Origin of the sequence: Streptomyces sp. NPDC002838 (genome assembly GCF_040295365.1) — a bacterium.
Classification (GTDB): domain Bacteria; phylum Actinomycetota; class Actinomycetes; order Streptomycetales; family Streptomycetaceae; genus Streptomyces.
The window spans coordinates 33,970-49,271 of the sequence record NZ_JBEOVF010000063.1 but is presented as its reverse complement, the minus strand read 5'-3'; the positions used below and the strand labels follow the sequence as shown (position 1 = coordinate 49,271).

Sequence of the window (15,302 nt, the reverse complement as noted above, 5' to 3'; positions counted from 1 at the left end):
AAGGACTCCTCTTCGGACGGTGGGGGCACGGTCGTCAACAGCGGTGAGAAGATCACGCAGATGATCTCCGGCGACACGTGGAAGCAACTGGCCAAGGACATCGAGTCGTTCCGTCCCACCGTGGTCGCCTACCAAGTCACGACGTACGACTGGGGAAGCCAGGACCAGCAGCGGGCCGCCTACCAGAAGGTCGTCGACACGGCCAAGGACGCCGGGGCCAAGGTGGTGTTCGTCTCGTCCCCGCCCATCAAGATCGACGGGTTCTACAAGCAGCACGAGGCGCAGATGCGGACCGCTCCCGAGGTGGCCGCGGAAGTCGCCGGGAAGAGCGGTGGCACGGCGGTGTTCTTCGACGCTTCGCAGGTGTGGGGCACCGACGCCTCGGCGGAGCAGGCGCAGCGCGCCCCGGACGGGATCCACAACTGCCAGCAGGGGGCGGCCACCTTCGCCAAGTGGTTCACCGGGAAGCTCGGCAAGCAGGAGAACTTCAGGCCGGCGTCGGTGGACTCCTGGGCCCAGAACTCCTGGACCGGCGACGAGCGGTACAGCAAGCTTCGCTGTGCCGGCTGACGGAACGGCCGACTTCATGCCTTCGCATCTTCCGTTGCCCGCGCCCGCCCGCGGCCGCACGGTGCCGGGCGGGCATCGTGGGGCGCGCTCCAGCGGGGTGGGCCGTGCGCACATAGCCGCCCTCGATGGGCTGCGCGGGTTCGCGGTCGCGGCCGTGCTGCTCTTCCACGCGGGGCATCTACGCGGCGGGTTTCTCGGCGTCGACCTGTTCTTCGTGCTGTCCGGGTTCCTGATCACCGGGCTGCTGCTCGGCGAGATGACGGGGCGCGGCCGGATCGCCCTGGCCGCGTTCTGGGGCCGCCGTGCCCGTCGCCTGCTGCCCGCTCTCGTCTGTGTGGTGGTCGTGACCGTATTGGCCACGTGGGCGTGGGGGAGCACGCAGCAACTGCGCTTCGCGCTCGACGACATGCCCTGGGTCGGGGCCCAGGCGGTCAACTGGCATTACATCAGGGAGCAGATCGGCTACTGGAACGCCTCCGACACCCGTGTCTTCGCCCATCTGTGGAGCATCGGCGTGGAGTGGCAGTTCTACTTGGCCTGGCCGGTGGTGGTAGCGGTGGCCGCCCGGGGACGGCGCGGTGAGCCGATCGTGGCCTGGCTCGCCGGGATTGGTGCCCTGGTCTCCCTCGCTCTGACCGTCTCACTCAGTGCCGCGATGGACACAACCCGTGCCTACGAGGGCACCGACACCCGCGGCGCCGCCCTGCTGCTCGGGGCGCTCGCGGCCACCGCGCCGGTGCGGAACCTCGTGCGCCGGGTGCCGCGCCGCTCGGCCGACCTTGTGTGCCTGATCCTGGGATGCGGGCTGGCGGTGGCGTGGGCGGTGACCGAGGGCGAGAGGGCGCCCCTGCTCTTTCAGGGCGGGCTCTTCGTTCACTCTCTGACCGCGGCCGTGCTGATCGTCCTGATGGCCCAGGTGCCGGGCACCTGGGCGGCACGGATCGCTGGCAGCCGCCTGCCGCGTGGCCTGGGAAAGGTGTCGTACAGCCTGTATCTGTGGCACTGGCCGGTGTACCTGCTGCTGTTGCCGGGGCTGTCGGCGCTCGGGGACTGGGGCGGGACCGTCGTCGCGATCGGGATCTCACTGGTGGCCGCTGCGGTGACGAAGCGGTTCGTCGAGGATCCGGTGCGGTTCCGGGTGGGCTGGGCGCGCGGCAGCCGCGGTTTGATCGCGGTGGTAGCGGTGGCCCTGGCGGGAGCCGTCGTTTGGGCGGGGGTGCCCGAACCGGTGCCGGGGGCGGGCACGGTCGACGTCGACCAGTTGAGGTGACGCCCAGGAAAAGCAGCGCACACCCACGCCTCCTGATTGCCCGTACAGTGGACGGTCAACCCGATGGCTCATGTAATGCGGAATGACATGCTCGCTGCGGAAAGGATCCGTAGATGCCCCGCGTCCTGCTGATCGAGGACGATCCGGCCGTACGCCGCGGTGTCGTCCTGGGCCTGTCCCGCAACGGGCACGAGACCGAGGCGGTCGGCACCGGCGAGGACGGCATCGAGGCCCTGGTTGCCATCAAGCCCGACCTCGTGCTCCTTGATCTGATGCTCCCTGGCATGAGCGGCCTGGAAGTATGCCGCCGCATCCGCGAGACCAGCCGGGTTCCCATCGTGATCCTGTCCGCGCGCGGCGACGACATCGACGTCGTGATCGGCCTCGAGGCGGGCGCCGACGACTACGTCGTCAAACCCGCCAGCGGCGCGGTCATCGAGGCCCGGATGCGCGCGGTGCTGCGCCGCGTCGCCCCCGCCCAGGCCGACACCGACACAGGCGCCGGGCCGACCCAGATGGGCGATCTTGAGATCGACCGCGACGCGCTGATCGTCGGCAAGCACGGCGAAGAACTGCCACTGGCTCCTTCCGAGTTGAAGCTGCTGCTCTTTCTCAGTGCCGCCCCAGGGCGGACCTTCAGCCGCCAGCAGCTGCTCGAGGACATCTGGGAGCACAGCTACTACGGGGACGCCCGCCTGGTCGACGCCTGCGTGATGCGGCTGCGCGCCAAGATCGAAGAGGACCCGCGCCGCCCGGTGTACGTCCAGACGGTGCGCGGCTTCGGTTACCGCTTCGGCCCGCTGCCGGCATGAAGCTCGCATTGCCCCGCGGCCTGCGCCCGCGCCTGGTCGTCGCCTTTGTCCTCGTCGCCGCGCTCAGCTCGCTGGTCACGGCCACGCTCACCTTCCGGCAGGCCCGCAGCGCGATCCTGGACCGCATCCAGAACAGCGCCGTCCACGATCTGCGCCTCCAGATCGACTCGCTCGCCCCCAACCTTCCGGATGATCCCACCGACTCGGACCTGCGCATCTTCGCGCGCCAGCTGGACCGCGCCTCGGGCGCGCGCGACTGGCACACGGCCGTCTCCCGCGATGGCGGGCCACGCATCGGCACCGCGGGCGACGTCAGCAGCGCCCTGCGCGACGCGACAAAGAGCGGCGACACCACCTTCTACGAGCGCGTGGAGCATGCCGACGGGCCCCGACTGCTCATCGGCATGCCGGTCAGCTACACCGACCGGGGCAAGGGAGCGGGGAAACCCTCGGGGCTGGTCGTATTCGCCGTTCTGTCGCTGGACGGTGAACGGGCCGACATCTCCGCTCTGATCACCGCGGCCTGGGCGGGCGCCGTCCCGGCGCTCGCCTTCGCTGTCGTGCCCGCCTTGTTCGCGGCCCGCCGGGTGCTGCGTCCCGTACGGCAACTGCGTACAGCCGCCGAGAAGATCACCTCGGGCGTCCTGGACACGCGCCTGGACGTCGTCGGCAAGGACGAACTCGCCGCGCTGACCGGCACGTTCAACACCATGGCGGCTGCGCTGGAGCGGGACGGCGCCGAACTGCGGCGCATGGAGGCCACCGCCCGTCGGTTCGCCGCAGACGTCTCGCACGAACTGCGGACCCCGCTCGCCGCGATGGCCGCCGTCACCGACGCCCTCGACGAGGACGCCCGCTCCGGCACGCTGCCTGCGGACACCGCCGAGGCAGTCCTCCTCATCAGCGACGAGACCCGCAAGCTGGCCGGCATGGTCGAGGATCTGATGGAAATCTCCCGCTTCGACGCGGGTGCGGCGGTGTTGCACCTGGACAACGTGAGTCTGCGGACCGTCGTCCACAAGACGCTTCACCTGCGCGGCTGGCGCGAGCCGGACGAGGTGATCACCGAGCTTCCCGAGGACGATCTGCCCATCCGGGTCGACGCGCGGCGCATCGACGTCGTCCTCGCCAACCTGATCGGCAACGCGCTGCGCCACGGCGCCGCCCCCGTCACTGTCCGGGCGACTGCCACGCAGGAGTCCCTTGTGATCGACGTCGCCGACGACGGCCCCGGCATCCCCGACGAGGTCCTGCCGCATGTCTTCGACCGCTTCTACAAGGCGGACGCCGCGCGGACCCGCTCCGAGGGCAGCGGCCTCGGACTCGCCATCGCGATGGAGAACGTACGACTGCACCACGGCACCCTCACCGCCGCCAACCTCCCGGACAGCGGCGCGGTGTTCACCATCACACTCCCGCGCACCCTCCGGCACAAGGACCAGCCATGAAGCGCCAACTCACCTGTCTCGTAGCCGTGTTGAGTGTGTTGTCGGCAGGCTGCGGCATAGGCTCCACCGGCCCGGTCCCAGCCGGCGTCCCGGCGTCCGGCCTTCGCGAACCCGGATCCGCGACCCACTATGCCCAGCTCTACTTCGTCAGCCCGTACGGCGTCCAGGCCGTCACCCGCGAGGTCGACGCCCCCGCCACCCCGCAACAGGCACTCGACCTGCTCCTCAAAGGCCCCGACGCCGCCGAACGCGCCCGCGGCCTGATCACCGAGGTACCCCCGATCCACGGGCGGCTGGTCGCCAAGGACGCCGACAGCGCCGTGGATCTGCACCTCCCAGTGCCCGTGGCGAACATGACCCGCGGTGGCGGCCTCGGGCTCAGCCAGATCATCTGCACCGCGGCCAACGCCCAGGCGGCCGACGACAAGCAGCCCCCCGACGTGAACGTACGGGTCTACGAGGAGGGCTACGGGACACCCTGGACCATCCGCTGCAACGCGGCGGGCAACGTCGTTCCCGTGCCCGACCCGTCGGTCACCGTGCGGTGACCCTTCCACTGGCCGCCCTTGCCAACGGACGACAGCAAGGGCGCCCGAGGTCCTGACCTGGGGTTCCCACTGCCCGGGTGACGAGGCTCGAACTCGCGCTCTCAGCTTGGACCGGGCCGTAAGGAGCTGACGTGCCGCCGTTGTGGAGGAAACGTCCGTTTCGATCCGCCACGTTGGTACGGGTTCTCCCGGGAACTCGCGGGACACTTCGCCGGCCATCGCCGTGTCGGATCATCGTTCGGGATCTCTGCGGGAGGGCTTCGTGGTCCCGCGCCAGGCGACGGTGTGAGCTGAACCGGATTCTGTAGAGGCCCTGAAGCCAGGCATCATCGTGCTGGCAGATGGGAGAACACAGGGCCATGCCCGTCGTGCAATGGGTCGGCTGGTACAACTCCGAGCGGCTTCACTCCGCATCGACGGCCACTCTCACCCGGGGCTTTCCGTTCCCAACCCTCCGCCAGCAGAGCTCCAGGTCGACTACGGCACCAAGGGAGCCCACTACAGCCGCACACTCCCTCCCGTGGAATGGACCCCCGAGCCCTGAGCGGAACTATCGAACGTGCGGGGAAGCTGACGCCGCTGGTGGGGATTACGTGACGTTCCACAGCAGGAGATCGCGGGCGTGTCCTCCCTGCGGCTGCGGAGGTCATACCCGGCCCTTCGGCGAGTTTGGCTGTTCGGTCTCCGCGTTGTCGCCGGATACAGGGGTCCGCGAACCGGATGGACGCTCAGGGAACCAGAGCAGTGCCGAGGTTCTCCGTCGCGAGATAGGGGTTGAGCAGGGGATGCCGGCTGCTCACCGTGACGTCCCGCCAGTAGCGCTGCAATGCATTCGTCATCCGGAAACCACTGGCGCCGTGCAGATCAAGCATATGATCAATGGCCTCCCGGCAGTCCCGCGCCGCACTCGTCAGGCTCATCTGCAGCCGCGTACAGTCGAGGTCCGTGAGGTCCTCCCGCTCACTGCCATGGGCGACGGCTGACATGGTCTGCCCGGCCCGGTCTACGAGGTGCGCGGCCCGGGCCAGCCAGTGCCGCGCACCGGGAGACTCGCCCATGCTTGCGTAGCTGGTCATATAGGGCTTGCGATCAGATGCGAACATTTCTTCGATCACGGTCAACGCGCCCTGCGTCGCGCCCAGCACCGGTGCCAACGTGCACAACCCGAAGAACAACCGGTCCCGGAGCGGGGGCGGAGCGGCGGGCGCGGTCTGGTGTGTCGGCACCAGAAGGCGGTCCGCGACGAGCCGCTGGCTCGCCGTGCCGCGCATGCCGGCCATGTGCCAGTTACGCTCCACGGTCAGGTCCGCCACGGCAACCACAACGACGTGGTACGCACCGTCGATGAACAACGCGAGCTGGGCCCAGTCGGCATCCTCGCATCCGGAGATGGTCTCCCACCCTCCGCTGACCCGCACACCATTCGCCACGCGCTCTCCACGGCCACCGGGCACTCCAGAACCGCAGGCGAGAGCATCAGGGTCGGCGAAGTACTCGTTGTGCACCCGGTCGTCGAAGTTCTGGGCGAAGAAGGTCTTGGCGGTGGCGCACGTGCCTGCGACCCACGCGGCCGACGGGCAGAAACGGCCGAGCTCCGTCAGGCGGCGGGCAACCGCCGACGCATCGGTCCAGAGCCCACCGTACTGAGCGGGGGTGCGCAGGGCTAATGCCCGGCCGTGACGCAATGCTCCGACGCTTTCCGGGGTCAGGCGGTCGCGGCGCTCGGCCTCCTCCGCGTTGGCGAGCAGGACCTGATCATGCGCGTTATCCGTTGAATCGATCATCACCTCATCGAGCCAACCAGCGCTTCCGCCTTGTGGCCATACGTCTATGAGACCCTCGGCTTCTCATGTGGTGAGAAATGAAACCGCATTCTCACTGCATGAGATGGGTTCAAAAGGCCCGTTTCTCACCACGTGAGAAACGCAGCGCTGTAGGCGACTCTCTGTGTTTCGTCGTTGACGTGGGCATATTTGCAAGGGTAGGAATCAAGACGCGGGGAGGGCGATCCTCCGTATCGGCCGGGACACCGCGCGCCGGATGGCTCGACGCTGCCGTGCCTGGGATCCTGTGCCGGGATGGGCTGCTGACCTCCTGACCGAGTGAGGTTTCCACCCGCAATGGCAGGGAGAAAAAGCGCGTGTACTTATCGGGGAAAGAGCCGCAGTCGCGCAATCACAGAAAGCGAAAAATAGACCGCGAGGGCGATAGCGATGACGGTGCCGGACGGGAGCCGGCGGGAAAACCGGAACGGAGTACTGGACAGGGATCCGCAAGGCGCGGAATCCTCCCTGGGTAGTTCCCACGAATTCGCAGATCTTGCCGGAAATGGTGAGGTCCGTCGTATTGGCGAACAGGGAGAGGACCTCGTTCACGACAGCGGGGAGAGCGAGCACGGTGCACCGAGCGGGGTATGGCTCTCCGCCAAGGACGGAACCGTACTCTTCCATCCGGTCTCCGCAGGTAGGGAAGGGCGTCAACGCTGGTCGGCGCCGGAGGCCAGCTCTGCGGAAGAAGCGGACGAGATGACACTCGATGCAGCATGCCGGCTGATGCCCCTGCTTCCGCGTGAACTGATCGCGGAATACCTTCAGTTGGGCCCGTACCGGGATGACGGCGACGCTTCTTAGTTCGATGTCGGAGTGCGGGGCCGTCCCTCCGGGAACGGCCCAACTCCTACGCTTTACCGCTTTCGAGGCGCCCGAGCTGCGCGATCATCGACAGGACGGTTTCCCTGCTCGACGGCAGCAATTCGCGGCACTGCCGCGCGATCTCGCACGCGCCCTCGTCCTGGAGCGCTTGGAGAACATCAGGCTGGCCAAGAGCGCGGGTGGCTGAAGCGATCTGCTCGTCATTGAGCCCAGCTGCCGCTTCGAGAAGGCCAACCGTACGGGGGAGAGCGTCGAGCAGTGAGGGGTTGCCGAAGAGGCTGCTGAGGGCCTCACGCTGCTCGGCCGTCAAGTCGGTCACCTGCAGGGCGATGTCCCGGACGTCTGCGTCTCGCAGAATGTCGAGCGTCTGTAGCCGCCCGAGAAGGTCCGTGACCGTCTCCTGGCTGGCGTCGCCTTCTATGTTCTGCAGCCGGATCTCCGTGATGCCCAGGCGGCGCAGCTCCTTCAGGAGAGCCAGCTGTGCCTGCTCGTCGTCCTCAAAGGCCACCTTGTCGTCGATGAAGTAAGAGATGCGACGGCCGAAGAACGCTTCGAAGGCCTTCAGGTGCTTCAGGGTTACGTTGGTTCCCGGCTTGCCGGTTCCCAGCTCCCAGAGGTACGCGCCCGAGACTGCAACCCCGGTCTCGTCGGAGATCTGCTTCGCCAGCGCCCCCCAGGACGGCGGCTTCCCGCCTTCAGGCGCGCGAGCTTCGCGGAGCCTTGACAGTTTCTCCGCGAGCGTGCGCGGCGGCTTGTCGGCACCATCACTGCCGGTTCCCGGCATCGTCGGCCCCTCCCCCTTTCCTGTGTGGCTTGATCCTTATGCGGGAGATGCGCGAACCCTGTCGCCATCCACGCACGTGAATATCACTTCGCATGCAGGTCGCGTCAAGCACCCTTGCGGTGCAGCTCTGCGCCCACAGATAGGTCCAGTCCACTGGTACTGATCCAGCTTCCTGTGAGCCTCGCACGAGGTGAGAAGCCCTGGGCTGACCTTGTCTTTTTCTCTACAGGTGTTTATTTGAATCTAGCACATATCGGGCTAATGGGTAGCTCGCCCCTCCGGTGCTGAGGGTTCTGAGTGGCGGGGCCTCCTCGCGCCCCGTGCACCCGGTCGCCGGGCGCCCCCACGTCCCGCTCCTGCGAATCTCGTCATGTGTTTACAGAAGGGGGTCGACCTGTCAGGGATCGACGGCTATGGTCGTGACCTGTCATCTACAGGTGTTTATGGATGCGGGCTGGGGTGCCCGCGTGCCGTCAACCGCCATGCGAGCGGGGTTGTGGCGTGCTCTGAGGACTCCTCATCCATGAATGCCGTCCGAGCAGCAGTGAGGAGACCACCTTGATAGTCCTGAACCGCCGCAGGATCGCGGCAGGAGCACTCGGCCTCGCGCTCGCCGGTGGGGCCCTGGCCGCTGCGCCGACAGCGCAGGCCTACGACACCGGGACCATGAAGGTGTCGTGCAACGCCGTGAGTTCCACAAGAACCCCAGCAAGGGCAGCACGGTCGTCGGCATCGGATACAAGGGCGACAAGGTCCGGGTCGACCAGTTCGCATACAAGGTCAAGGAGAAGACCTGGTACTCGCGTGGGACCGTGACGCGTCGCTCGGACGGCAAGCGCGTGCGCGGGTACGCGATCTACTACTGCGTCAATCCCTACGAGGTCTCCCCGCCCCCGGCTTACCCGAAGCGCCCGTAGACCACCCGCGGCGCCGCCCGCTCAGACCGGTGCACCGCTGGGCGTGGACTGAAGACCCGCCGGCCGCACAGACCAGTCGAGGACCCCACCCCCCCGTAAGGGCCTCGACTCCATAGAGGGGTGCCACCGCAGGCTGCGGTGGCGCCCCTCCGCCGTCCGGCTCATTGCCTGGCTTCGACCTTTCACTGTGCACGGCGCCCGGGATGCGCCCGCCGAGCCGAGCCGCGGACGACCCCACCAGACCAGTAGCAGCCGCCGAGCAGCTTCGTTCCCCTTTCGGAGAGATCCGTGGACATCCATCGACACCGGCGCACCACTCGCTTGAAGGCCTTCGCACGACTCCGGCAGCGGCGGCCCCAGCTCTTTCGCGAACTACCCGGCGTCCCCCCGCAGACGCTGTCCGATCAACGAGAGCAGGTGCCGTCGGCGAGTGGAGCGTCGGGATCCACGAGGTTCGACTGTGCAGTGCCCGGCTGCGGGGACCGCCCCGGACCTGTAGTCGGGATTCCCGGCAGTCAGTCGCCTGTGCGCGACCTGGCCGCAGCCGAGCACCGAGGTGAGCTGGCGGTCTCCGCCCCAACCCCCTTGTTCCTGAGGGAGATCAACCGCGTGTGAGTTCCGTTTGCGACGACGGGAGCTGACCGGCCGCCCCATTCCGGTTCCCGCCCGGTGCCGAGAGGCACCGCAGCCCTTCGGCTCCAGGAGTTTCCGTGCCCGCCACAGCCTCATCCCCCCAGACATTGAACGCCCCACCCCTGTCCCCGGCTCCGAAGCGGTGGCCTCCGGTCATCTGGGCGCTGTGCACCCGCATGAAGAAGTGGCCGTCGCGGCGGTCGCCGAACTGATGGTTGTCGATGATGTCGCTGCCGTGTTCGAGAAGGAAGCGCGAGACGGCGTGGACGATGCCGGGGGCCTCGGGGCAGTCGAGGGCGAGGTGTGCTCGACGGCCGGTGACGTGCCTATCAGTGCACCTCGGGGCCGTGGTACTCGTTCATCGCGTCGATGAGCCAGCGGGCCAGGTAGTCGGCAAACGAGGACCGTGGGAAGAGCCGGTACGTCGGTGTGCTGTCGACCTGCCAGAGCAGCACCGCGACAGGTCCCACCGTGGTCGACACTGCCTGACCGGGGCCGAAGGCCCGCGGATGGAGGTCCAGTGGGCATCCCTTCTCCAGCACCTGCCGAGCCGCCGGGCCGCTCAGCTCCAGCGTGGTGCGGTTCGCCGAGACGTCCACGACCGAGCCCGGGTCTGCGCCGAGCGACTCCCTCAACTCGGCGGCCACAGCGGGGGCTTCGGCCTGGGACAGCACGAGCCATTCGTCGGGGCCGAGCCAGACGACCGTGTGGGGACCGGACGCGGTGATGTGCCCGCACAGCCGCGGGAGCGGCGTCCCCAGGGTCTTCTCGATGCGGTCGGCCGCTTCGGACGCGGGGTCGACACGCAGGTTCACCATGGTGATGAACGGCCACTCGGTCAGCGTGACGCCACGGGCGCCGGCGACGGCGGCGGCGCGCGTCCGCTCCTCCAGGTGGGCCAGAGGGCTCCTGCGCAGGGCGACCGGGCCGACGTCGGCGGCTGCCCCTGTATGGATCGTCGGCTCAGCCATCTCGCTTGGTCCCTTCAGGGTCGTAGAAGACGAAGTCGGCCACCTCGACGGACACCAGGTCCTCGCCCACCGGGGCGAGCAGGGTCTCGCCGATCCTTGCCCGCCCGTCGGTGACGAGGGCGAGGGCGAAGGGGCGGCCGAGGGCCGGGCTGTGGTAGCTGGAGGTGACGTGGCCGAGCATCTGCACCGGCCCGGCCTCGGGGGTGATCGGCACACCGGACGCGACGAGCTGGGTGCCCTCGGGCAGCCGGGTCGTGCGGTCGCTCGGCAGCAGGCCGACCAGCTGCTTGCGGTCGGTGCGGGCGGTGTCGGCGCGGGAGAAGGACCGCTTTCCGATGAAGTCCTTCTGCTTGGAAACCACCCAGGACATGCCCGCGTCCTGCGGGGTGACGGTGCCGTCGGTGTCCTGGCCGACGATGATGTAGCCCTTCTCGGCCCGCAGGACGTGCATGGTCTCGGTGCCGTACGGGGTGATGCCGTACGGCCGGCCGATCGCGTACACCTCCTCCCAGACGGCCAGCCCGTACCAGGCGGAGACGTTGATCTCATAGGCGAGTTCGCCGGAGAAGGAGATCCGGCAGATACGGGCCGGGACGCCGGAGGCCAGGGTGGTCTCGCGGAAGGCCATGAAGGGGAACGCCTCGGCGGACAGGTCGACGTCGGGGGCGAGGTGGGCGACGACCTCGCGCGACCGGGGACCGACGACGGCGATCGTCGACCACTGCTCGGTCACCGAGGTGCAGTGGACGTCGAGCTCGGGCCACTCGGTCTGCAGCCACTCCTCCAGCCAGTCCAGGACGCCTGCGGCGCCGCCGGTCGTGGTGGTCATGAAGTAGCGGTTGTCGTCGAGGCGGAGCGTCACGCCGTCGTCGAAGATCATGCCGTCGGGCTTGCACATGACGCCGTAGCGGGCCATGCCGGGCTTGAGCTTCTTGAAGGCGTTGGTGTAGACGCGGTTGAGGAACTCGCCCGCGTCCGCGCCCCAGATCTCGATCTTGCCGAGGGTAGAGGCGTCCATGAACGCCACCCCCTCGCGGGCCGCGCGGCACTCGCGGGCCACAGCGGTGTCCATGTCCTCACCGGGCTGCGGGTAGTACCAGGGGCGCTTCCACTGCCCGACGTCCTCGAACTCCGCGCCCATCGCCACATGCCAGCTGTGGATGGATGTGGTGCGCTCCGGGTCGAACAGTTCCCCGCGCTCACGACCGGCCAGGGCGGCGAAGGCCACCGGCGTGTACGGCGCCCGGTAGGCCGTGGTGCCGATCTCGCCGGGGGACGCGCCCGCGCCGAGGGCCTCGGCGATCACGCCGATCGCGTTGACGCCGGACGTCTTGCCCTGGTCGTTGGCCGTGCCGAGCGAGGTGTAGCGCTTGACGTGCTCGACACCGCGCATGCCGGCGCCGGTGGACCGCCAGACGTCGGCGACGGTGACATCGCGTTGGAGGTCGACGAAGTGGGTGTCCCAGCCGGCGGGTTCGCCGTCGGGTGCGGGGACCAGCCACAGGGCACGCGTCGGGCTCACGGCGAGCCGCGCGACATCCGACGGTACGGCGACCGGGAACCCGGCGTCCGTCGCGGCGCGTGCACCGGCGCGGGCTCCTTCGGCCCGACAGCCGTCGAGGTCGTACGTCCCGCGCGCCGCACCGACGACCTGCTGGTCCCGTACCGTGCCGTCGGGGACGAAAGCGACCAGGTCCTCGTCCCAGCGCAGCCGTCCCTGGCGCTGGCTGTGCAGGTGCACCACCGGGCTCCACCCGCCCGACACGGCGAGCAGGTCGCAGTCGAACGACTGCGGCGCACCTGTGAGTTGACCGCTGTCGTCGAGGGCCTGGACTGTGACGCCGGTGAGCCGGTGGGCGCCCGCGGTGTCGACCACCGCGCTGCCCGTCAGCACCCGCGCTCCGGTCGCCGCGGCCACCTCGGCGGCCCGGTCGGACAGTTCGGGGCGCGCGTCCACGACGGCGGCGATGTCGACCCCGGCGGCACGCAGGTCGGCGACCGTGTCGTAGGCGCTGTCGTTGGTGGTGCTCACCACGGCCCGCGAACCCGGGACCACGGCATACCGGTTGAGGTACGTGCGTACGGCCGCGGCGAGCATCACCCCGGGCCGGTCGTTGCCTGCGAAGGTCAGCGGCCGCTCGTGCGCCCCCGTCGCGAGGATCACCTGGCGGGCCCGTATGTGCCACAACCGCTGGCGCGAGACTCCTTCGGGCGCGTCGGTTCCCAGATGGTCGGTGCGCCGCTGGAGGGCCAGTACGTAGTTGTCGTCGTACGACCCGAAGGCGGTGGTGCGTTGCAGTACGACGACCTCGGGGGCCGCATCGAGCGCCGCGCGGATGTCGGCGACCCACGTGAGGTCGCTCTGGGCGCCGGAGAGCAGCGAACCGCCGGGCTCGGGCCGGTCGTCGACGAGGATCACGCGGGCGCCGGAACCGGCGGCAGCGGCGGCGGCCGCGAGCCCGGCGGGTCCGGCGCCGACGATCAGGACGTCGGTGTGGACGTACTTCTTGTCGTAGACGGCGGGGTCGGGCGCCGGGTCGAGCCTGCCCATCCCGGACAGAGTGGTGGCGGACAGGCCGTCGTGGAGCTCCACCGTCGTGGCGGGCAGCATGCCCTCCGAGCACGGGCCGTCGAGCCGCACCAGGGCGTTGGGCTCCTCGACACCCGCGGCGACGATGCCGCGCGGGCGGCCGCGGTACAGCGACGGGGCGACCTCGACGACGCCGTTCGCCAGCATCGCCGAGGCGACGGTGTCTCCGGGGTGCCCGGTCAGTTCCCGGCCGTCGACGGTGAACCGGAGCACGGCGTTGCGGTCGATGCGGCCGCCTTGCCGGAGCCGGAATTGCTGGTCGGTCATCGGATCCCTCCGGCCTGGGGCAGTTCGGGGCGGGGCTCGTCGAGCCGGTAGGAGGTCAGCACCTCGTTGGTCGCGGTGTCACGCAGGACGTTGAACCAGCGGCGGCAGCCGGTGCTGTGCACCCAGCGCTCGGCGAAGGGGCCCTTGGGGTTGTCGCGGTAGAAGACGTACTCGGCCCACTGCTCGTCGGTGAGGTCCGCGGGGGTCTCGGGGTAGGGGACGTGGGCCTGTCCGCCGTAGTGGTACTCGGTCTCGTCACGGGGACCGCACCAGGGGCAGCTGATCAACAGCACGGTGTCCTTCTCTCCACAGGCTTTCAGCGGGCTGTCAGTGGGCCACGGCGGCGGCGCCGTGTTCGTCGATCAACGCGCCCGTCCTGAAACGGTCGAGGGCGAAGGGGGCGTTCAGCGGATGCGGCTCGCCCGTGGCGATGGTGTGCGCGAAGGTCCAGCCGGCGGCCGGAGTGGCCTTGAAACCGCCCGTTCCCCAGCCGCAGTTGACGTAGAGGTTCTCGACGGGGTGGCCCCGATGATCGGGGAGGCGTCCGGGGAGACATCGACGATGCCCCCCCAGGTGCGCAGCACATGCGCCCGCGTGAAGATCGGGAACAGCTCGACGGCGGCGGCCATCTGCTGCTCGATCACGTGGAAGGAACCGCGCTGCCCGTAGCCGTTGTAGGAGTCGACGCCCGCGCCCATCACCAGCTCGCCCTTGTGGGCCTGGGAGACGTAGACGTGCACGTGGTTCGACATGACGACCGTCGGGTGCACCGGCTCGTGCAACTCGGAGACCAGCGCCTGCAGCGGATGCGACTGCACCGGCAGCCGTACGCCCGCCCGCTCGGCCAGCACACTGCTGTGCCCGGCCGCCGCGAGGCCGACCCGGCCGGCGAGGATGCGGCCGCGGTCGGTCTCCACGCCCACGACCCGGTCGCCGTCCTTCAGGAAGCCGGTGACCTCGCAGCCCTGGATCAGGTCCACGCCCAGCTCGTCGGCCCGGCGGGCCAGCGCCCAGGCCACGTGGTCGTGCTTGGCTATGCCGGCCCGCGGCTGGAAGGTGCCGCCGAGGACCGGAAAGCGGGTGCGGGGCGAGACGTTGAGGATGGGGCAGACCTTGGCGACCTCGTCCGGTTCGAGCCACTCGGCGTCGACTCCGTTGAGGCGGTTGGCGTTGACGCGGCGCACGCCCTCGCGGACGTCCTGCAGGGTGTGCGCGAGATTGAGCACGCCGCGCTGGCTGAACAGGAAGTCGTAGTCCAGCTCCTCCGGGAGCCCCTCCCACAGCTTGAGCGCGTGTTCGTAGATCGCCGCGCTCTCGTCCCAGAGGTAGTTGGAGCGGATGATCGTGGTGTTGCGGGCCATGTTGCCGCCGGCCAGCCAGCCCTTCTCCAGGACGGCGACGTTGGTGATGCCGTGGTTCTTGGCGAGGTAGTAGGCGGTGGCCAGGCCGTGGCCGCCCGCGCCGACGATGACGACGTCGTACGAGGAGCGCGGCTCGGGGTTGCGCCAGAGGAAGTCCGGGTGCTCCGGCAGCGGCTCGGCGGTCATGCCTCGTCTCCGTTCAGGTGGGACAGGTGGGGATAGAGGGGGAAGGCGGAGGCGAGCTTCTCCACCCGGTCGCGCAGCAGGCCGGCGCGCTCGTCGCCGAGCTGCTCCTCCTTCAGGGCCTGGGCGATGATGTCGGCGACCTCCCGGAACTCCGCCTCGCCGAAGCCGCGGGTGGCCAGGGCGGGGGTGCCGATCCGCAGCCCCGAGGAGACCATCGGCGGGCGCGGGTCGAACGGCACCGCGTTGCGGTTGACGGTGATGTCGATACGGTGCAGCCGGTCCTCGGCCTGCTGC

Annotated in this window: 12 protein-coding genes and 2 pseudogenes; 7 read left to right on the top strand and 7 right to left on the bottom strand. The window is 69.1% G+C overall.

Annotated elements, in window-relative coordinates:
• From ABT063_RS44645 to ABT063_RS44625, 5 genes are all read left to right on the top strand, one after another.
• Positions 1 to 570, top strand: a 570-nt coding sequence (locus ABT063_RS44645; protein ID WP_351066777.1) for an SGNH/GDSL hydrolase family protein, incomplete at its 5' end; no start/stop codon positions are given.
• A 16-nt stretch (positions 571 to 586) separates the two neighbouring features.
• Positions 587 to 1,840, top strand: coding sequence for an acyltransferase family protein (locus ABT063_RS44640; RefSeq protein ID WP_351066776.1), 1,254 nt, complete (start codon positions 587 to 589; stop codon positions 1,838 to 1,840).
• A 113-nt stretch (positions 1,841 to 1,953) separates the two neighbouring features.
• A complete protein-coding gene (locus ABT063_RS44635) occupies positions 1,954 to 2,652 on the top strand; it encodes a response regulator (RefSeq protein ID WP_351066774.1) in 699 nt (232 codons plus the stop codon).
• Positions 2,649 to 4,100 carry a sensor histidine kinase gene (locus tag ABT063_RS44630; protein ID WP_351066773.1) on the top strand — a complete coding sequence of 484 codons (1,452 nt, stop codon included), beginning with the start codon at positions 2,649 to 2,651 and terminating at the stop codon, positions 4,098 to 4,100. Before ABT063_RS44635 ends, ABT063_RS44630 begins: the two co-directional genes overlap by 4 nt.
• Positions 4,097 to 4,648: a hypothetical protein gene (locus tag ABT063_RS44625; protein ID WP_351066772.1), complete on the top strand. Its 552-nt coding sequence runs from the start codon at positions 4,097 to 4,099 to the stop codon at positions 4,646 to 4,648. The genes ABT063_RS44630 and ABT063_RS44625 overlap by 4 nt, the downstream gene beginning before the upstream one ends.
• Positions 4,649 to 5,376: 728 nt before the next feature.
• Here ABT063_RS44625 and ABT063_RS44620 read toward each other — a convergent pair.
• On the bottom strand, positions 5,377 to 6,432 hold the full coding sequence (locus tag ABT063_RS44620; RefSeq protein ID WP_351066771.1) for an acyl-CoA dehydrogenase family protein: 1,056 nt from the start codon (positions 6,430 to 6,432) through the stop codon (positions 5,377 to 5,379).
• A 429-nt stretch (positions 6,433 to 6,861) separates the two neighbouring features.
• Between ABT063_RS44620 and ABT063_RS44615 the strand changes: the two genes are divergently transcribed.
• Positions 6,862 to 7,278, top strand: coding sequence for a hypothetical protein (locus ABT063_RS44615; protein ID WP_351066769.1), 417 nt, complete (start codon positions 6,862 to 6,864; stop codon positions 7,276 to 7,278).
• 46 nt (positions 7,279 to 7,324) lie between these two features.
• Here the strand turns inward: ABT063_RS44615 and ABT063_RS44610 are convergent, their stop codons facing one another.
• On the bottom strand, positions 7,325 to 8,083 hold the full coding sequence (locus tag ABT063_RS44610; protein WP_351066768.1) for a hypothetical protein: 759 nt from the start codon (positions 8,081 to 8,083) through the stop codon (positions 7,325 to 7,327).
• 677 nt (positions 8,084 to 8,760) lie between these two features.
• Here ABT063_RS44610 and ABT063_RS44605 point away from each other — a divergent pair.
• Positions 8,761 to 9,000 (top strand): hypothetical protein, encoded by a 240-nt coding sequence (locus tag ABT063_RS44605; RefSeq protein ID WP_351066767.1) that lies wholly within the window; start codon positions 8,761 to 8,763, stop codon positions 8,998 to 9,000.
• A 962-nt stretch (positions 9,001 to 9,962) separates the two neighbouring features.
• Here ABT063_RS44605 and ABT063_RS44600 read toward each other — a convergent pair.
• The 5 genes and pseudogenes from ABT063_RS44600 to ABT063_RS44580 form a co-directional block, all read right to left on the bottom strand.
• The gene (locus ABT063_RS44600) at positions 9,963 to 10,604 is read right to left on the bottom strand and encodes a sarcosine oxidase subunit gamma (RefSeq protein ID WP_351066766.1); all 642 of its coding nucleotides are present in this window, start codon (positions 10,602 to 10,604) and stop codon (positions 9,963 to 9,965) included.
• Positions 10,597 to 13,461 (bottom strand): sarcosine oxidase subunit alpha family protein, encoded by a 2,865-nt coding sequence (locus tag ABT063_RS44595; protein ID WP_351066764.1) that lies wholly within the window; start codon positions 13,459 to 13,461, stop codon positions 10,597 to 10,599. Before ABT063_RS44595 ends, ABT063_RS44600 begins: the two co-directional genes overlap by 8 nt.
• Complete coding sequence (locus tag ABT063_RS44590) at positions 13,458 to 13,754, bottom strand: sarcosine oxidase subunit delta (RefSeq protein ID WP_351066763.1); 297 nt, start codon at positions 13,752 to 13,754, stop codon at positions 13,458 to 13,460. The genes ABT063_RS44595 and ABT063_RS44590 overlap by 4 nt, the downstream gene beginning before the upstream one ends.
• A 34-nt stretch (positions 13,755 to 13,788) precedes the next feature.
• Positions 13,789 to 15,008, bottom strand: a pseudogene (locus ABT063_RS44585) (sarcosine oxidase subunit beta family protein).
• A pseudogene (locus tag ABT063_RS44580) lies at positions 15,005 to 15,301 on the bottom strand (serine hydroxymethyltransferase); the annotation flags it as partial. The pseudogenes ABT063_RS44585 and ABT063_RS44580, both read right to left, overlap by 4 nt.
• Between the last annotated feature and the right edge of the window lies 1 nt (position 15,302).